The organism is Bacillus sp. MM09(2025) (assembly GCF_050496725.1).
GTDB lineage: Bacteria > Bacillota > Bacilli > Bacillales > Bacillaceae > Bacillus > Bacillus pumilus.
This window is the reverse complement of record NZ_JBNWEN010000004.1, coordinates 2,523,245-2,539,085: the sequence shown is the minus strand read 5'-3', so window position 1 is coordinate 2,539,085 and position 15,841 is coordinate 2,523,245. Positions and strand designations below refer to the sequence as shown.

Sequence of the window (15,841 nt, the reverse complement as noted above, 5' to 3'; positions counted from 1 at the left end):
GCTGGAGGAATGGATTATGGTGAAGAAAACAGGCATTATTCAAGAAGAAACCTTACATTCAAAAGAACTTGGGGCGGATATGACCCTTTTGATCTATTTGCCAGTCAATTACTCCCCCCTTTATACATATCATGTCATCATTGCCCAAGATGGTCATGATTATTTCCGTTTAGGCAAAATAGGCAGACAGGCAGAAGAATTGATGCAAAACAAAGATATGGAACGCTCCATTATCATTGGTGTCCCTTATGAAAATGTCACGGAAAGACGGAATACGTATCATCCAGATGGCACAAAATTTGAAGCATATAAACGCTTTTTAGCAAATGAACTTGTCCCTTATATTGATACGCACTATCCAACCTATCAAATTGGCTCAGGACGCACGTTTATTGGTGATTCACTGGGTGCTACAATTTCTCTTATGACAGCGATAGATTATCCTTCTTTATTTGGCGGACTCATTTTGCAGTCTCCTTACGTTGATGAGTCAGTCTTAGAAGCTGTTAAACAGTCGACTGCCCTTTCTCATTATGCGATTATTCATCAAATTGGACTGGAAGAAACGGCTGTGAAAACGACAGACGGCCAAGTGCTTGATTTTATTCAGCCGAACGACGATTTAAAGACACTTCTTGAACAGTCAGGTGCAGATTATTTATTTGAGACATTCGAAGGAGATCATAAATGGACGTATTGGCAGCCGCTCATTGCGCCTTCGTTAAAAAGAATGCTCCCATATTCGTTAATCAACTGAATTTTGTTATAATAAACAATAATAAATACTTTCTTAATCAGGAGGGAACAAGATGAAATACGGAGTTGTTATATTTCCATCAAAAAAATTGCAAGATATTGCGAACTCTTACCGGAAGCGTTATGATCCGAACTATGCACTCATACCGCCTCATTTAACACTTAGAACACCTTTTGAATTAACGGATCTAGAAGCGGCTGAGGTCGTCTCAACGCTAAGAGAGTATGCAAAAAATGCTTCTCCTGTTACATTACGTATTAAAAAATTCAGTTCATTCGCTCCTGTAAACAACGTTATTTATATGAAAGTAGAACCGAACGAAGAAATCATGGCACTCAATGAAAGGTTGTATGCAGATCCACTTGAAGGTACACCTGAATATGCCTTTGTTCCGCATGTGACAGTGGCTCAAAAACTATCAGATGATGAGCATTCAGACGTTCTTGGCACATTAAAGCTGAGAAAGATTGACCATGAAGAAACAGTGGATCGCTTCCACCTTTTATATCAATTAGAGAACGGATCTTGGACCGTCTATGAAACATTTATTTTAGGAGAAGAGGGTTAAGTACATTTGAAAACAGTTATCGCAACAGCACAAACACAACGAGAAGATGCATATTACGTTCGAAAAGAAGTATTTGTCAAAGAACAAGAAGTCCCGTTAGAGATTGAAATAGATGAATTAGAAGACGAGGCCATTCATTTTGTCATTTATAATGATGAAATGAAGCCTCAGGCAGCTGCTAGATTGCGGATCATTGAAGGACCAAAGGCAAAGCTAGAACGAATTTGCGTGTTAAAAGAGGCGCGCGCTTTCGGCCTTGGCCACAAACTATTAGAAGCGCTGGAAACAGAAGCCATTGCGAATGGAGCGAAGGAAGCGGTTATGCACGCACAAGTCCAAGCTCTTCCTTTCTACGAAAAGAAAGGCTACAAAGCCGTATCTGAACCATTTGAAGAAGCAGGGATCACACATGTCAAAATGACAAAAACGCTGTCTGTTTGACCAAAAGAAAAAGCCAGAGCATCATCCATGATGTCCTGGCTTTTTCTTTATCATCGTTCGTCAATGGAAGAAAGCGCAATCATTTATATATACGTATTAATATGAACGCCTTTGCCTTCCTCCATAAACATATCTCGTACAAAGCGTTCCCGCTTTTTTTGCTGTACTTTCGTTTCCGCTTCTGTCACTAAGTCCTCTTTTTTCTCCAGTTCTCTGTATACCTTGTCATGAAAGGTGCGAGTAACCTTAGTTACTTTCGCGTAGTCTTCTTTATCCTGAGGAGCAGGACGATTGATATATTGAAAATACAGATCCGGCTGAATCGGGGCTATATATCCCATCAAGAACGCCTCCTTTGCTTCTCTTCTACTCTACTATTCCCTAATAATGACTGTTTGAAACACGTCTCATTTGATATGATTAGATGTGTTTCTTTTTAAGATTGATTAACTATTGGAGGACTAGCTTTGAAATGCGCACGACGACATGATCGAACGATCTCATTACATACGTATTCGAGAGAACATTATCAATTCCTCCATGACGAGGGAAAAAAAGGGCACTTATTCTGCCCATATTGCGGACAACCAGTCTTTTTCAGATTAAATATACATGAAGAACCTGCCTTTATTCATAAACATATGTCTCAGCAAGAGCTGTGTGAACAAGCAGAAGAACAAGAAGATCAGAAAAAACACGCAGAGCGAGAGGAAAGTGCTTCTTATAAAGAACTTGGGGGCTTCCGTTTTCCAACAGGTAAACAAATCATCTCGCAAACGAATGAATCATATGACTGGCAGGAACCAAGGTCGATTCAATTTAGCGATGTGATACATTTAGAAGAAAATGAACAAGCACATACCATCGATCTCTTTCCGCATATCACCTTTAGCACACCGCAGCTTCAAGCTGTCACACATAAAGATGGTCCGATGCTTGTGCTGGCTGGTGCTGGCAGCGGGAAAACAAGAGTCCTGACAGCAAGAGCGGCTTATCTCATGTCACATCATCATATTCCTGCTCACCATATCTTACTCGTGACGTTCACCACAAAAGCCAGCAGTGAAATGAAAGAAAGACTGCGCAAGCAATATCAGCTGCACCCATCACAAGCAAGCCAAGTGGTGACAGGCACCTTCCACAGTCTTTTTTATAAAATGCTGCTTCACGATGACGCAAACAAATGGAACGGCCAGCACCTGATCAAGTTTGATTGGCAGAAGGAACAGTACATTCGAAAAGCCATCATGAATGAAAGACTAGATGAAAAAGACTACCCTACCGATCAAGTCCTGCAATCGATCGGCTATTGGAAAAATGCTTTTTTACCAGGCGATCTTCCTGATTTGAAGGATGAAAAGGAAAAACACATGTGGACGATCTATCAATCTTATGAACAGCAAAAACGAGACAATCAGCAATTTGACTTTGATGACATGGCCATTGCCTGCTTGCACATGCTGACTGAACAGCCTGAACTGCTGAAACGGTATCAAGAACGGTTCCAATATATATTGGTGGATGAATTTCAGGATATAAATCCAGTTCAATATCAATTGATTCAGCTGTTAGCTGGAGAATCTGAGCAGCTATTTTGTGTCGGTGATGATGATCAAGCCATTTATGCCTTTAGGGGCAGTAATCCTGCTTTCATTCTTGAATTTAAACGAGATTATCCTTCGGCTCAGATTGTTCATTTACATGCCAATTACCGGTCGCATCATACGATTGTCGCAAGTGCGGATGCCGTTATTAAGAAAAATCAGCATCGTTATGAGAAAACGTTAAAAGCCGTCCGATCGGAGACAATCCCTCCTACGCTCTTTTATCCATATGACGAGGAAGAGGAAGCGACCATGATCGTGGCAGATATTCAGGAGAAAATTAAAAACGGTGCAAAGCCGAGTGATATCTGCGTGCTCTTTCGCACCAATACGGGAGGCCGCGCGATTTATGAGCGTCTGCATCAATCCGCGATTCCGTATGAGACGGAGGCTGGTGTCAAAGCCTTCTACAGCAGACGAATTGTTCGGGTTCTTCTCGCCTTTCTCTCTTTAAGTCAGGATGCCGATGATGTGTCCTCTATGAAACAGCTGCTTCCGGTTTTCTTTTTAAAGCAGCAGACCTTAAACACAATGAAGGCACTAACCATCACGGAAGATTGTTCAATGGTCGATGCACTCGGAAAACTAACAGATATTCAGCCGTTTCAACGGAAAAAGCTGCAATCCATTGTTCCTCTGTTCCGCACGTTACGAAATTTAAAGCCGTCTGACGCTGTGGCGTTTATTGAACAAAAGATGGGACTTGGTGATTACTTAAAAAAACGAGTGAACGATACGAATGTACTTGAAAAAGGGGCGGATGATGTACGAGATGTAAAAACCGCTGCCAAACGCTTTGAAACGATTGAAGCCTTTCTCTCACATGCCGAGCATATGAAGTCTGCCGAAAAGGAAAAGACAGACGAACCAGGTGTTCAGCTCATGACGATTCACCGTGCAAAGGGACTGGAATTCCAAACGGTGTACATCACTTGCGTGGTCGACGGAGCACTGCCACATGATTTCTCACTCGATGAACTGAGAAACGGTGATGATGAAGCCTTGGAAGAAGAGCGCCGTTTATTATATGTGGCTATGACAAGAGCTGAACAGTCTCTTTATCTATCGGTTCCATCATTTAGACGAGGGAAAACCACTCATCGCTCGCGCTTTTTATATCCCCTACTAAAGAAAAATCGAGCATTATTCACAGAAAAACAACAGGCCCCCCTTTAAGCGGAGAGCCTGTTGTTTACTTTTTGTTGTTCATCATTTTAGCGATGGTATTGAAATCAAGCTTTTCTTTTCCACTTGTAATCGATTGAACGATTTTGTCTTCCATTTCTTTCGGTACACGTTTATTCGCAAGCTGCGCGACTTTTTTAATGACGCCTCGAACCGTTGCTTCATCTTTAAAGTTAGCATTTTGCAAAGAACCTGCAAGCTTAAAGACATCGTTCATATTCACACCCGTTTTATTTTCAACGCTTTTAAAGAATTTATTATCCATTCATTTGCCTCCTCTTTATGGAGTAATCACCTCACTATATGAAAATAGGCGAGATATGTGCCTATCCTAAAGCCTGGTTTGCCCAAAGAGAAAGGAAAGCAAAAGGCTCCCCCATTGCTTCCCTCACCTTCTTACTGTTTAGTTAAAGAAAGAAGCACCAACGATGATTAGAAGGATGAAAAGCACAACGACAAGAACAAATGTTGATCCATATCCGCCGCCGTAACCTCCGCCGTAGCCGCCGCAAGAACCGCCACCGTAACCGTAACAACTCATATATAAGCACCTCCTCTTCTCCCTTACAAAATATGAAAAATACTACAAATGGTTTGGACGATCACATAAAAAAGTGCGGAATTTTTATTTCTGCTGTTTAAAGACGTAATCTGCCTCTCCATGACGTATCATGAATGCTTCTGTTTCTTTCGCAAAAGCATCCATCTTCTCGCCAAATGCCTTTAAGTGCTGCTCAAGATCCTTCGCTTTATCCGCTAGATCCATTTCACCCTTTTCGTGCGCTTGCTCTTTCCCATCATGGGGTTTAGTGAACAAGGAGCCGATTAATTGTTCGAATGCATCCATTCTGGTCACCCCTTCTCTCTTACATATGCATCACTCAAAAAAAGGGCAACAAAAAAACCGGATAAATCCGGCTTTTGTTTTCTCTTCTATTGAGGTTTCTTTTTGTTTCCACAGCCGCAGCCTGCTTTTTTAATTTTCTTCGTATAAACAGATTGTTGATTTGACTGCGCTGGATAACCTTGAAGCGTATGTGACGGCGTTTCAGTTGGTTTCATCGCAACCCTTCCTTTCCCTATTCCATGATAGTATATGCATTTTTTGAAAGCGTGTCTGATGAGAATGCCTGTTTATTTCACCAGCTTTGAGACAATTGCTTCAATAATGCCTGCTGCTGCTGCAATGGCTAATAGTAAATTAAGCCACATGCTGATGACAGGAAATAGTATGTATATCAGAAGTAAAGCAGCAGTGCACCACATACCCGTACACCAATAACAGCTTAACAGCTCTCCTATCCAAGACCGCAGCCCTTTACCTTTAATGATGATATATGTCTCTACTTCACCTTGTTCATTGATCTCTTCTTGTTCTTCATGAAATAAACGGCGGAAAGGAGCAGTAATGGTATCAAACACAATGAGCCTCGTCAGTCTAAAGGATGCGAGGGCAAACACGACAAATGACAAAGCACCGCTCAGGAGCCTCCACCTCCTTCTTTCTTCTTTTTTGCGTCCTTTCTTTATATATGCAAAAAGAAAGACCGCCATGATGAATCGAGCGGAAATAAAATTGGGTTGTACTTTTTCACACTTTCCGATTCCACCTTGAGCCTCTGCTGCATTAAATAATGTATAGATAAGAAAGGAGTGAAAGTATTGTCTATTGAAGAAAGTGCTGATTTTTTATACACACAACTATTAAACGAATTAATCAGCAATTATGATGATTTCATTGAAATCAAAGATTCCGAAAATGTCACGATTCATAAAACAGATGTAACAGCCGCACTCTCCCTTCAAGCGACCGTAACGACAATCATTACTCTTTTAATCCAACTTCTTGTACCAGACGATGAATTGGCTGCAGATATCACAGATCAGCTTTTAGCCACACAACAAGTGACAGTCCAAAAGAAGACTGTGATTCAAATCATCAATTGCTATAACGTCACGATTACACTATCTGATGCATCCATTATGAACTCCGTACAAATTCTCACTCAAACATTGAATGTACTATTAGTTGAAGCCGGCATTCTTTGACCCTTTCTTTTTCTAACATTATGTATGAAAGAGGTGAAATAATCGTGGCTGAAGAGAACGAAAAAAAGGAATTTCAAATCAACACTGAGGTTGATCCATTAACGAGCCTTCTTGTAAGTGATATTTTAAACAAAAACAATATCACAGATGATCAGAAAGCAAATATTTCAGATGATCAAAGAAGAATGATTTTGAAATTAGTTGAGGACTTACAAAAGAAAGCAGATGACTTCGTACAACAGCAGCAGGAGAAAAAAAGGCAGGCTGAGTCAGCAAAACATGTGGAAGAAGTAGCCCCTGAACCGCAAGTACGTCCAAAACGAAATTCACTTCGAGATCGTATTCAACAGCGCCGTGATGCGCAGCGAAACAACGATTAAATAAAAATGGGTTGCGTGATAGGGTAAATGCCTGAGACAAAACCATGCATTCCAGCATTTAATAAAGTAAACGGAAGGAGGAATAGAAATGGATTCTAAACCATATTCTTGGGTCGCTCTAGATCGTAACTGTACACACCACGGACACCACGGCGATTACAACTATGAAAGAAAAGCAGTTTGTGACGGCCACTATTATGATGATGAAGACGTCTTGCAAGACTTTGATCAAGTAAGTGTGACAAAGCAGACATCTGAGGAAGTCATTATCGTTAGAGACTCTTGTGACATTAACGTCTCTTCTGTTGATGCACAGGTTGCAGCATCTATCCAAGTAGCTGTTCAAACAGCGATCATTACCATTACAAACATCTCAATCGCAGATGGTGATTTAGCAGACCGCGTCACACAAGATCTCTTACAAGCCGCTACTCACAAACAAACAAACCGCCAGAAACTTGTCATTGAAAACTCTAGAAACGTTACAGTATCAACAATCGATGCGGACATCTCGATCGCAATCCAAACACTTACTCAAACACTTGTTGCGACAATCGTTGCAATCGGTATCCTCTAATGTCCAAAAGCAGAGCGAAAAGCTCTGCTTTTCCTTTTATAAAAATACAACAAATATAAATAGTCATTTACCCACACCAACTAGAGGGCGCATACATATGTTGTTAAGGACTAAAGTCAAATACCTTGTTAAAGGAGCTGAAATCCATGAGCTGCGGAAAACACCATGGCCGACATGATGAAAACTGTGTATGCGATGCGGTTGATAAGATTTTAGCAGAGCAGGAAGCTGTAGAAGATAAATGTCCTACGAGCTGCTACAGTAATTTATTAAGCCCGACAGTTTCTGGAAAAGATACAATTCCGTTTTTACTTTTTGATAAAAAGGGCGGATTGTTTTCTACTTTCGGAAACATTGGAGGATTTGTTGACGATTGCCAATGCTTCGAATCCATTTTCTTCCGGGTTGAAAAATTACACGACTGCTGTGCTACGTTATCTGTATTAAGACCTGTTGATGTACACGGACATACGCTCAGCGTGTGTCACCCTTGTGACCCTGACTTCTTTGGTCTAGAAAAAACGGACTTTTGTATTGAGGTTGATCTAAACTGCTTCTGCGCAATCCAATGTTTAAACCCAGAACTAGTAGACAGAGTCATGCCATCGAAAGATAAAAAGCATCATCACCACGGCTAAATCAATCATCCGTTGACCTAACTTGTCATGAGTCAAAGCATCCCCTTCCTTACGAATGACAGTCAATCATGCGGAACAGTCAGCATAAGAGCTGCCGCTTCCGCATTGATTGAAAGTAGAAGTATCAACCGGTAAAACAAAAAGCTTGTAGATGATGACAGTGCTCAAACACTCAAACAAATTTCCTAGTATAGGAGGGTTGAATATGAGCCGCAAACATTCATGGAATTGTGTAGCAGAGGCTGTTGAAAATATTAACGACTTACAAAATGCCGTTGAAGAAGAATGTCCGACCAGCTGTTACAGCAATCTCCTTTCTCCATCCCATTCATTAGGTGACACTGTCCCGTTTGTTCTCTTTACCTCTAAATCAAAACCGTTCGTCGCATTCGGAAACGTTGGAGAAGTAGATCCAGGTCCTTGCTTTAGCACTACATTTTTCAGAGTCGAACACATCTCTGACCACTGCGCAACACTCAGCTTGCTTATCGCATTTGACAAAGACCGTCATATTTTAGATTTTACAGATAAAGATTCCGTATGTGATGTGTTCCGATTAGAAAAATCGAAGTATTGCATTGAAGTAGATCTTGACTGCTTCTGCGCAATCGAGTGCTTAAATCCACGACTCATCAACCGTAACTGCTAACAAAAAAAGTCCCTCTATGGGACTTTTTTTATTTGTTAAAAACCAAGTGGATGAATCGAGGAAATTTCATCTACTGCTAATTCAACTGGATTTCCCCCGCCCGCTGTTCGAATGACCACTGTATCTTCTTTTCGATCCATGATAATCCCTCTATAAGTTTTACCATCAGCTTCAATCAGGCAAAGGGCTCTTGGCATATTATGAGGCAGGCTTGTGAGAAAATCGACTTTTTCGTCAATGCTCATCTGACTTAAAGGCTTTTTCACTCGTTTTCTTCTAGGTTCTTCTTTTGTTTCATGAAATACACCTTCTGGCGGCTTTTCCTCTTCTTGCTGGGGCTTTCTTTCTTGTGTAAGTTCCGGTTCTTGCGTGATGTCTTGTTCTTGTGTAACCTCAGCTTCTTGCGTGATGTCTTGTTCTTGTGTAACCTCAGCTTCTTGCGTGATGTCTTGTTCTTGTGTAACCTCAGCTTCTTCTGTAATGTCTTGTTCTTGCTGAAGTTCAGATGGCTCGGCTTCTTTTTTCTTCTCGATTTCTTGAGCCCCAGGCTCCTCGTGCGTACTTTCTTCGATCACGTCTTTTGCACTCTGATGACTTTCTTGCGGTTTTTCTGATTTCTTTCGCTTTCTCACAATATTTTGCATGGCCGGCATTGATTCATCATAGCTCGGCTGAACAATATACATAAGCGGCTTCTGGTTCTCATCACCTTTATTTGACATACTAATCCCTCCCGAATGATTCATTCCTTATATATATGAGCGGACGACTCAAATCAGAAGAAAAATAAAAAAACAGCATACCCTTATTCGGTATGCTGCAAATCATTTAGTTGTTTAGCGGGCAATGATATGGAAGCCAGAATCAACATGCAGGTTCTCACCTGTCATGCCGCGTGATAGATCACTGAATAAGAATAGAGCTGTATCGCCAACTTCTTCAGGAGTCGTTGTACGGCGAAGCGGTGCACGCTCTTCAATATCCTTCAGAATGGTATTAAAGCCACTGATGCCTTTTGCAGACAGCGTACGAATTGGACCAGCAGAAATACTATTTACACGAATACCTTCTGCGCCTAAATCAGCTGCTAAGTATTTCACACTTGCTTCAAGTGCTGCTTTTGCTACACCCATTACGTTGTAGTTAGAAACTACACGCTCTCCGCCTAGGTATGTAAGCGTGACGATGCTTCCACCTTCTGTCATCAATGGACGTGCTGCTTTTGCTACAGCTGTTAATGAGTATGCGCTAATGTTGTGCGCCAAAAGGAAACCTTCACGATTCGTGTTTAAGTATTCACCGACAAGTTCTTCTTTGTTTGCAAATGCAATCGCATGCGCAACGCCATGAATGACTTGTACTTTTTCTTTAATTGTAGCGAAACATTTTTCGATTTCTTCATCACTTGTCACGTCACATGGAAGAATGATTGAATCATCGCGCTCAAGTGTGCTTGCAAGTTCTTTTACAGATTCAGCAAGACGATCTCCAACATAAGTAAAAATCAAACGAGCTCCAGCTTCGTGAAGTGAGCGGGCAATTCCCCATGCGATGCTTCGTTTGTTGGCAACACCCATTACCACGATATTACGGCCTTCTAAAGAAAAGTTCATATGTAATAAAGCCTCCTATTTTTTCAAGACATAGTATTAGTACCTGATCATAATATTATCACAGATCATGAGAGAATGACAATTTCCGCTGAAAGAAAGTTTCTTTTTCATCAAAAACCGTCCACACGAGTGAAGACGGTTTGACTTTATTATCGTTTGAGCCGGTTTTGCTGATAAGCAAAATGGTTGGTAGGCCCGTGTCCAGCTCCAATATTCAAAGGGTACTTGATGGCTTCATGGACAAAGGTTTCTGCAGTTTCAAAAGCTTCTCTCATGGAGTATCCTTTTGCAATTTCAGCTGTTAATGCTGCTGCAAACGTGCAGCCTGTGCCGTGTGTATGTGGGGTATCAATGTGTTCATTTGTGACTTCTATAAAGCCTTTTCCATCATACAACAGGTCTGTGATCATCCCGCCAGATGGGCCGTGACCGCCTTTGATCACGACATGTTTCGTACCAAGCTCATATAAACGCTCCGCTGCTAGATATCGATCTTCTTTTGTCTGAATGCGCATATCTGTCAGTACTTCTGCCTCAGGAAGATTCGGCGTTACGGCATAGCTGACAGGTAGCAAGTGTGTTTTCATCGCTAAGACCGCATCTTCATTTAATAAAGAAGCGCCTCCTTTTGCGATCATCACTGGATCGACAATGAGCTTCATGTCATATTGAACCGTTTTTTCAGCAACTATCTTGATCATATCTGCACTCCACAGCATTCCTGTTTTGACGGCATCTGGCAGTAAATCCTCTGCCACTGCATCAATTTGACTTTCTAACGCCTCGATTGAAAGCGGATATACCCCATGAACACCTAGTGTGTTTTGTGCTGTAATCGCTGTGATTGCAGACATTCCGTACACACCGAGCTCCTGAAAGGTTTTTAAATCAGCTTGAATGCCTGCTCCGCCGCCAGAATCAGAACCTGCGATTGTAAATGCTTTTTTAATCGTCATTTCATTACACCTCTCATTAGCCAATCCATTGATGATAAATGGTTCTTGCTTTTGCCATATCATTTGTGCCATGGACAAGGGCTCTGCCGTCTTTAAATAAGACAAGCTTATATTCATCCTTTTGACAGGAAAGCAAATACGGATTTTCAAGGACATCCATCCCTGCTTTCCTTAACCGAAGAGCCACTTCGTGTAACGAAGGCGGAGTTTCAGCTGCACTGCGGATTTGGACCGTATTGCGGCCGCATAGTACATCTGCCTTTGCTCTCTTGTCATAGGAGAGAAAAGGATATGTTTTCATTCCGCAGCTTGGACATTGTTTTTTCTTTAAGGAACTGGCTGATCGGATGTCAGACCGTTCATTGGTCCATAAATCAAACGATCTTAATATCGGCGTCACGTGATGACCCGTTAAATACTTCAGGGCATCTGCCACTTGATATGCTGCCACCTGCTGCACAACTGGACTAATGATACCGGCTGTATCACATGTCATGCCCTGTGCGGGTAAATGTTCAAGAAGACAGTGTAAACACGGTGTTTCACCAGGAATGATAGTAAATTGAATACCATAGCTGGCAACGCAAGCTCCATAAAGGAATGGAATTTGATGTTTCACAGCAGCATCATTAGCGATCATTCTCACTTCAAAATTATCCGCTGCATCGACAATGATTGAAGCGCCGCTGACCAGTTCGTCAATATGTTCAGCGGTCACATCGACGACGATTCCCTTGACCTGTACGTCACTATTTATCTGTTTGAGTCTATTTTCAGCCGCCACGGCCTTTGGCAGCCGATCCTGCACATCTTGCTCTGTGTAAAGCTGCTGACGCTGAAGGTTGCTCCACTCAATATAATCTCGATCCAAAATGGTGACAGATCCAACGCCAGCACGAACAAGCATTTCAGCACTAGCTGTCCCAAGCGCTCCCGCACCAATAATGACAGCCTTTGAGTCATTTAACCGCTTTTGCCCCTCTGTGCCGATTGGCTGAAAGAGCTCTTGACGTGAATAACGAGTGCTCAAAATGCCGGCATTCCTTCCTGAGGGCTACTTGCTGTCCCGTAGTTTTTCAAAGGAATACGGCCTGCCTCGAAGCCTAGCCTTCCTGATTCAATCGCCAGTTTCATGGCTTTTGCCATTTTCACAGGGTCCTTTGCACCTGACACAGCTGTGTTCAGTAATACAGCGTCAGCTCCTAACTCCATCGCATAAGCCGCATCCTTTGGAGAGCCTACACCAGCATCAATAATCACCGGTACCTTCGCCTGCTCGATAATAAATGAGAGATTCAGAGGGTTTAGTAAGCCTTGCCCTGAACCAATCGGCGAAGCACCTGGCATTATGGCATGGACACCAAGCTCTTCTAATTTTCTTGCTAGTACCACATCATCAGATGTATATGGCAGCACGATAAATCCTTCTTCGAGTAGCATTTCGGATGCTTTTAACGTTTCGACTGGATCTGGCAGAAGAGACCTTGAGCAGCCAATGACTTCTACCTTGATCATGTCACACAGTCCAGAAGCCTTCGCTAAACGAGCAATACGAACTGCCTCTTCCGCTGTACTTGCACCAGCTGTATTCGGAAGCAGCGTATATTTAGATAAATCCAGCTGTTCCAAAAAGTTAGGCTGAGATGCTTCGAAAATGTTCATTCTTCTCACAGCAAAGGTTAATATTTCTGCTTCTGATACGTTCACAGCTTCTTTTTGAATTTCAAATGATGGGTACTTCCCTGTACCAAGTAATAATCTAGATGTGAATGTTTTTCCGCCAATATGCAGCATGTTGTCATCCTCCTCCTACAAAGTGAACGATTTCGATCGTGTCATTAGGTTGAATTTTCACTTGTTGAAACGCTTCTTTATCAATAATTTCTTGGTTCTTTTCCACAATCACTACTCGATTTTCAAGGTGATAGTCTGATAGCAGGTCATAGATCGTTCCATTCTCTTGATCGAAATCAACGATTCTGCCATTCAATTGAATTTTCATACAAACAGTGCCTCCTTTCGGTCAATACGAAATGCGTGAAGCCATTCTTTTTTGACCGGTTCACCTAATATCAGGTCGCGAATGATCTTTCCAGTAATCGGAGCAAGTAAAATACCATTTCTGTAATGACCAGCAGCAAAAAGAATACGCCGATCTTCTGGGTGTCTTCCGATGTAGGGATGCTGGTCGCTTGTCGCCGGACGAAGGCCAGCCCAGCACTGATCAATCGGCATCTCCTTGATCGAAGGCATCAGCTGTGACGCCTTTTGAATGACAGCTTCGATACCGCCAAGCGTTGGAACAGTTTGCCACTCGTTTGGCTTCATCGTTGCGCCAACGATCAGTTTGCCGCTATCTCGTTGAACGATGTAACAATGATCATGGTAAATGGTGTGTTGGAGTGCTGGACCATGATTCCATACAGACACACATTCCCCTTTTACTGGATAAAGAGAATGAGATAATCCAAGCTCTTCAAAAAAATGGCCAGACCATACACCACTTGCTACAGTTAGTTCATCACATGTGAATGTTCCCATCGTTGTTCTAATTGCTAACGCTTCTTTCTCCCGCTTCACTTCGATCACGGGTGTACACTCTTTCACTTCTGCCCCGTACCTGACCGCCGCCTGCCAAAATGCCCGGCATACCGCATAAGGTTCGACATGAACATCCTCTTTAATCAAACCTGCTCCTAGGATGTTCTCTGCCATTTGAGGCATGCATTTTTTTACGCTGCCTGCGTCAAGCCACTCAAATGTAGACATATGCTGCATCCGGCAAAGTGCTTGTTTCTCCTCTTCGGTAAAGGCTACCTTCATGATACCGCCCGCTGATGTTCGAATATCAATGCCAGATTCATGCCGTAAATCGACTTTTAACTTCTCGTACAATGCCTGGCTTGCTCTGCCTGCTTGAAAGAAAATATCCTCATGACCCTCTCCTTCAGCATGTGCACCAAGCATCCCAGCAGCTGCACTTGTCGTTTGCTTCCCTGCCTCATTCGCCTCAAATAAGACGACCTGCTTTCCTGCTTTTGCAAGGTGATAGGCAATGGACATCCCTATGATTCCACCACCAATGATTGCCACATCATAATGCTTCTTCATAAGGATTCTCCTTTACTTGTTTAGAAAATGCTTGTGCCATCTTGCGCGGCTGATGATGAGTAAAAATTCCAGACATGACAGCAATCCCTTTCACATTCGCTTGTCTCAATTCTGGAACGCGCTCAGGTGTCACACCACCGATTGCCACCACTGGTATAGACAGTACAGATGTCAGTTCTTCCACAAGCTGTATGCCTCTTGCCTGAAGTCCTGGTTTACAAGTGGTGTCATATACGTGCCCAAACATGACATACTCTGCTCCATTTTTCTCAGCTGCTTTCCCTTCTTCTATCGAATGAACGGAGACACCCACATGAAGATGAGGGAATTTTTTCCGCAGCTCTTTTGGCGAAAAGCTATGGCCTGGGAGATGTACCCGGTGAATATTGGTGAGCAGCGCAACGTCTACTCTGTCGTTGATCATGAGCTTCTCTTTTGGTACACCTTCTAAAAGGAGACATTTCACGATATCAACAAGCTCACTTGCTGTTTTAGACCGTTCCCGTATATGAATAAAATCCACTTCAGATACAATGGCTATTATTTGTTTGATCAGCTCTTCCGCAGGAAGCGAATCATTTGTCACTGCGTGGAGTTCCATTTGCACCAACCCCATCTAAGCATGCTGTTTGCCACATTTCTTTTTGATACGCCATCTCCCAGAAATGGTATTCGTAATAGCTAGAAATCACAAAATTTTCTTTCATATTGGCCCGCACATGTTCTGGTGCCTTTTCGGCTAGTTCATCAAAGCGGTTGACCTGTTCAAAGACGAGCTCCTTAAACCAATCCCCTCCATATGTCAAAATCCATTCTTGATAAATCGGATGGTCAGGTGTGGTTTGTTTCAGCTTTTCACCCACCTCATAATAAAGCCAGTAGCACGGCAATAACGCAGCCAATATCTCTTCGAATCGTCCGCTTTTCACAGATCGGTACATATGTGAGGTATACGCGTAAGCAGTTGGAGAAGGCTTAAAGTTCTCGATGGCTTCATCTGAAATCTCTAAAAGCTCTGTAAACTTTCTATGCAGCGACAGCTCCGCTTCATACGTCCCCTGCGCATGATACGCCATTCTGCCCGTCGTATGTAAGTCCTCACTAATCGCCGCTCCATATGCTTGCACCTTTGCAAAATGAGTTAAATAATATGAATCCTGCATCACGTAATAAGTGAAACGATCGAGTGACAGCGTGCCATCTCCAATCCCTTTCACAAAGGGGTGTGTAAAGCTTCCATTCCACCATGTTGCTGCTGCTTCTTTACATTCAGTTGAAAACGTCATGTTTCTCTCCTCCTGTTTTTCCATATA

General features: G+C 42.4%; 24 protein-coding genes. 9 read left to right on the top strand and 15 right to left on the bottom strand.

All coding sequences use genetic code 11. From position 1 onward, the window contains the following. Positions 1 to 16: 16 nt before the first annotated feature. From ACQYAC_RS19035 to ACQYAC_RS19025, 3 genes are read left to right on the top strand one after another with little or no spacing between them, the layout of a single operon-like run. Positions 17 to 757, top strand: coding sequence for an alpha/beta hydrolase (locus ACQYAC_RS19035; protein ID WP_339165529.1), 741 nt, complete (start codon positions 17 to 19; stop codon positions 755 to 757). Positions 758 to 809: 52 nt separating this feature from the next. Beyond that, entirely contained in the window at positions 810 to 1,325 is a 516-nt protein-coding gene (locus tag ACQYAC_RS19030; RefSeq protein WP_058014268.1) for a YjcG family protein, read from the top strand. Positions 1,326 to 1,331: 6 nt separating this feature from the next. Continuing rightward, complete coding sequence (locus ACQYAC_RS19025) at positions 1,332 to 1,766, top strand: GNAT family N-acetyltransferase (RefSeq protein ID WP_058014269.1); 435 nt, start codon at positions 1,332 to 1,334, stop codon at positions 1,764 to 1,766. An 83-nt stretch (positions 1,767 to 1,849) separates the two neighbouring features. Here the strand turns inward: ACQYAC_RS19025 and ACQYAC_RS19020 are convergent, their stop codons facing one another. Continuing rightward, positions 1,850 to 2,107 (bottom strand): hypothetical protein, encoded by a 258-nt coding sequence (locus tag ACQYAC_RS19020; RefSeq protein ID WP_058014270.1) that lies wholly within the window; start codon positions 2,105 to 2,107, stop codon positions 1,850 to 1,852. A gap of 126 nt (positions 2,108 to 2,233) precedes the next feature. Here ACQYAC_RS19020 and ACQYAC_RS19015 point away from each other — a divergent pair, with 126 nt between their 5' ends. Next, the gene (locus ACQYAC_RS19015; RefSeq protein ID WP_429943894.1) at positions 2,234 to 4,546 is read left to right on the top strand and encodes a UvrD-helicase domain-containing protein; all 2,313 of its coding nucleotides are present in this window, start codon (positions 2,234 to 2,236) and stop codon (positions 4,544 to 4,546) included. A gap of 16 nt (positions 4,547 to 4,562) precedes the next feature. On the opposite strand, the gene ACQYAC_RS19010 is transcribed toward ACQYAC_RS19015, so the two are convergent. The 5 genes from ACQYAC_RS19010 to ACQYAC_RS18990 form a co-directional block, all read right to left on the bottom strand. Beyond that, positions 4,563 to 4,820 (bottom strand): stage VI sporulation protein F, encoded by a 258-nt coding sequence (locus tag ACQYAC_RS19010; RefSeq protein ID WP_003212292.1) that lies wholly within the window; start codon positions 4,818 to 4,820, stop codon positions 4,563 to 4,565. A 138-nt stretch (positions 4,821 to 4,958) separates the two neighbouring features. Next, a complete protein-coding gene (locus ACQYAC_RS19005; RefSeq protein WP_003212017.1) occupies positions 4,959 to 5,096 on the bottom strand; it encodes a YjcZ family sporulation protein in 138 nt (45 codons plus the stop codon). Between the two features lie 84 nt (positions 5,097 to 5,180). Continuing rightward, the gene (locus ACQYAC_RS19000) at positions 5,181 to 5,402 is read right to left on the bottom strand and encodes a hypothetical protein (protein WP_106049036.1); all 222 of its coding nucleotides are present in this window, start codon (positions 5,400 to 5,402) and stop codon (positions 5,181 to 5,183) included. A gap of 86 nt (positions 5,403 to 5,488) precedes the next feature. Next, positions 5,489 to 5,617 carry a hypothetical protein gene (locus tag ACQYAC_RS18995; protein ID WP_003211271.1) on the bottom strand — a complete coding sequence of 43 codons (129 nt, stop codon included), beginning with the start codon at positions 5,615 to 5,617 and terminating at the stop codon, positions 5,489 to 5,491. Between the two features lie 72 nt (positions 5,618 to 5,689). Continuing rightward, positions 5,690 to 6,040 carry a DUF1360 domain-containing protein gene (locus ACQYAC_RS18990; RefSeq protein ID WP_058014494.1) on the bottom strand — a complete coding sequence of 117 codons (351 nt, stop codon included), beginning with the start codon at positions 6,038 to 6,040 and terminating at the stop codon, positions 5,690 to 5,692. 177 nt (positions 6,041 to 6,217) lie between these two features. On the opposite strand from ACQYAC_RS18990, the gene ACQYAC_RS18985 reads away from it, so the two are divergent. The 5 genes from ACQYAC_RS18985 to ACQYAC_RS18965 all read left to right on the top strand — a co-directional run bounded on the left by ACQYAC_RS18985 (position 6,218) and on the right by ACQYAC_RS18965 (position 8,848). Further along, positions 6,218 to 6,604 carry a spore coat protein gene (locus ACQYAC_RS18985; RefSeq protein WP_429943893.1) on the top strand — a complete coding sequence of 129 codons (387 nt, stop codon included), beginning with the start codon at positions 6,218 to 6,220 and terminating at the stop codon, positions 6,602 to 6,604. Positions 6,605 to 6,648: 44 nt separating this feature from the next. Then, complete coding sequence (locus ACQYAC_RS18980; RefSeq protein ID WP_058014274.1) at positions 6,649 to 6,984, top strand: hypothetical protein; 336 nt, start codon at positions 6,649 to 6,651, stop codon at positions 6,982 to 6,984. An 88-nt stretch (positions 6,985 to 7,072) separates the two neighbouring features. Next, positions 7,073 to 7,561, top strand: coding sequence for a spore coat protein (locus ACQYAC_RS18975; RefSeq protein WP_058014275.1), 489 nt, complete (start codon positions 7,073 to 7,075; stop codon positions 7,559 to 7,561). Positions 7,562 to 7,707: 146 nt separating this feature from the next. Further along, on the top strand, positions 7,708 to 8,199 hold the full coding sequence (locus ACQYAC_RS18970) for a CotY/CotZ family spore coat protein (protein ID WP_003211658.1): 492 nt from the start codon (positions 7,708 to 7,710) through the stop codon (positions 8,197 to 8,199). A 205-nt stretch (positions 8,200 to 8,404) separates the two neighbouring features. Beyond that, positions 8,405 to 8,848 carry a CotY/CotZ family spore coat protein gene (locus tag ACQYAC_RS18965; RefSeq protein ID WP_058014276.1) on the top strand — a complete coding sequence of 148 codons (444 nt, stop codon included), beginning with the start codon at positions 8,405 to 8,407 and terminating at the stop codon, positions 8,846 to 8,848. 35 nt (positions 8,849 to 8,883) lie between these two features. Here the strand turns inward: ACQYAC_RS18965 and ACQYAC_RS18960 are convergent, their stop codons facing one another. From ACQYAC_RS18960 to tenA, 9 genes are all read right to left on the bottom strand, one after another. After that, complete coding sequence (locus ACQYAC_RS18960; RefSeq protein WP_429943892.1) at positions 8,884 to 9,570, bottom strand: CotO family spore coat protein; 687 nt, start codon at positions 9,568 to 9,570, stop codon at positions 8,884 to 8,886. Positions 9,571 to 9,684: 114 nt separating this feature from the next. Next, positions 9,685 to 10,461 carry an enoyl-ACP reductase FabI gene (fabI, locus tag ACQYAC_RS18955; RefSeq protein WP_003211867.1) on the bottom strand — a complete coding sequence of 259 codons (777 nt, stop codon included), beginning with the start codon at positions 10,459 to 10,461 and terminating at the stop codon, positions 9,685 to 9,687. Between the two features lie 149 nt (positions 10,462 to 10,610). Further along, on the bottom strand, positions 10,611 to 11,417 hold the full coding sequence (gene thiD / locus ACQYAC_RS18950; protein WP_429943891.1) for a bifunctional hydroxymethylpyrimidine kinase/phosphomethylpyrimidine kinase: 807 nt from the start codon (positions 11,415 to 11,417) through the stop codon (positions 10,611 to 10,613). Between the two features lie 16 nt (positions 11,418 to 11,433). Further along, entirely contained in the window at positions 11,434 to 12,447 is a 1,014-nt protein-coding gene (locus ACQYAC_RS18945) for a thiazole biosynthesis adenylyltransferase ThiF (protein ID WP_429943890.1), read from the bottom strand. Beyond that, positions 12,444 to 13,211, bottom strand: coding sequence for a thiazole synthase (locus tag ACQYAC_RS18940; RefSeq protein WP_058014279.1), 768 nt, complete (start codon positions 13,209 to 13,211; stop codon positions 12,444 to 12,446). The genes ACQYAC_RS18945 and ACQYAC_RS18940 overlap by 4 nt, the downstream gene beginning before the upstream one ends. Positions 13,212 to 13,215: 4 nt before the next feature. Then, positions 13,216 to 13,419, bottom strand: coding sequence for a sulfur carrier protein ThiS (gene thiS / locus ACQYAC_RS18935; RefSeq protein WP_180309222.1), 204 nt, complete (start codon positions 13,417 to 13,419; stop codon positions 13,216 to 13,218). Beyond that, entirely contained in the window at positions 13,416 to 14,528 is a 1,113-nt protein-coding gene (gene thiO, locus ACQYAC_RS18930) for a glycine oxidase ThiO (protein WP_429943889.1), read from the bottom strand. The genes thiS and thiO overlap by 4 nt, the downstream gene beginning before the upstream one ends. Beyond that, positions 14,512 to 15,129 (bottom strand): thiazole tautomerase TenI, encoded by a 618-nt coding sequence (tenI, locus tag ACQYAC_RS18925; RefSeq protein WP_061407366.1) that lies wholly within the window; start codon positions 15,127 to 15,129, stop codon positions 14,512 to 14,514. Before tenI ends, thiO begins: the two co-directional genes overlap by 17 nt. Continuing rightward, on the bottom strand, positions 15,104 to 15,814 hold the full coding sequence (gene tenA / locus ACQYAC_RS18920; protein ID WP_144462314.1) for a thiaminase II: 711 nt from the start codon (positions 15,812 to 15,814) through the stop codon (positions 15,104 to 15,106). Before tenA ends, tenI begins: the two co-directional genes overlap by 26 nt. Positions 15,815 to 15,841: the final 27 nt, after the last annotated feature.

Excerpts from the sequence above, each read along its gene's own strand:
- ACQYAC_RS19035 (WP_339165529.1), top strand. The coding sequence starts at position 17 with ATGGTGAAGAAAACAGGCATTATTCAAGAAGAAACCTTACATTCAAAA.
- ACQYAC_RS19030 (WP_058014268.1), top strand. The coding sequence starts at position 810 with ATGAAATACGGAGTTGTTATATTTCCATCAAAAAAATTGCAAGATATT.
- ACQYAC_RS19020 (WP_058014270.1), bottom strand. The coding sequence starts at position 2,107 with ATGGGATATATAGCCCCGATTCAGCCGGATCTGTATTTTCAATATATC.
- ACQYAC_RS19010 (WP_003212292.1), bottom strand. The coding sequence starts at position 4,820 with ATGGATAATAAATTCTTTAAAAGCGTTGAAAATAAAACGGGTGTGAAT.
- ACQYAC_RS19005 (WP_003212017.1), bottom strand. The coding sequence starts at position 5,096 with ATGAGTTGTTACGGTTACGGTGGCGGTTCTTGCGGCGGCTACGGCGGA.
- ACQYAC_RS19000 (WP_106049036.1), bottom strand. The coding sequence starts at position 5,402 with ATGGATGCATTCGAACAATTAATCGGCTCCTTGTTCACTAAACCCCAT.
- ACQYAC_RS18995 (WP_003211271.1), bottom strand. The coding sequence starts at position 5,617 with ATGAAACCAACTGAAACGCCGTCACATACGCTTCAAGGTTATCCAGCG.
- ACQYAC_RS18975 (WP_058014275.1), top strand. The coding sequence starts at position 7,073 with ATGGATTCTAAACCATATTCTTGGGTCGCTCTAGATCGTAACTGTACA.
- ACQYAC_RS18970 (WP_003211658.1), top strand. The coding sequence starts at position 7,708 with ATGAGCTGCGGAAAACACCATGGCCGACATGATGAAAACTGTGTATGC.
- ACQYAC_RS18965 (WP_058014276.1), top strand. The coding sequence starts at position 8,405 with ATGAGCCGCAAACATTCATGGAATTGTGTAGCAGAGGCTGTTGAAAAT.
- ACQYAC_RS18960 (WP_429943892.1), bottom strand. The coding sequence starts at position 9,570 with ATGTCAAATAAAGGTGATGAGAACCAGAAGCCGCTTATGTATATTGTT.
- fabI (WP_003211867.1), bottom strand. The coding sequence starts at position 10,461 with ATGAACTTTTCTTTAGAAGGCCGTAATATCGTGGTAATGGGTGTTGCC.
- thiD (WP_429943891.1), bottom strand. The coding sequence starts at position 11,417 with ATGACGATTAAAAAAGCATTTACAATCGCAGGTTCTGATTCTGGCGGC.
- ACQYAC_RS18940 (WP_058014279.1), bottom strand. The coding sequence starts at position 13,211 with ATGCTGCATATTGGCGGAAAAACATTCACATCTAGATTATTACTTGGT.
- thiS (WP_180309222.1), bottom strand. The coding sequence starts at position 13,419 with ATGAAAATTCAATTGAATGGCAGAATCGTTGATTTCGATCAAGAGAAT.
- thiO (WP_429943889.1), bottom strand. The coding sequence starts at position 14,528 with ATGAAGAAGCATTATGATGTGGCAATCATTGGTGGTGGAATCATAGGG.
- tenI (WP_061407366.1), bottom strand. The coding sequence starts at position 15,129 with ATGGAACTCCACGCAGTGACAAATGATTCGCTTCCTGCGGAAGAGCTG.
- tenA (WP_144462314.1), bottom strand. The coding sequence starts at position 15,814 with ATGACGTTTTCAACTGAATGTAAAGAAGCAGCAGCAACATGGTGGAAT.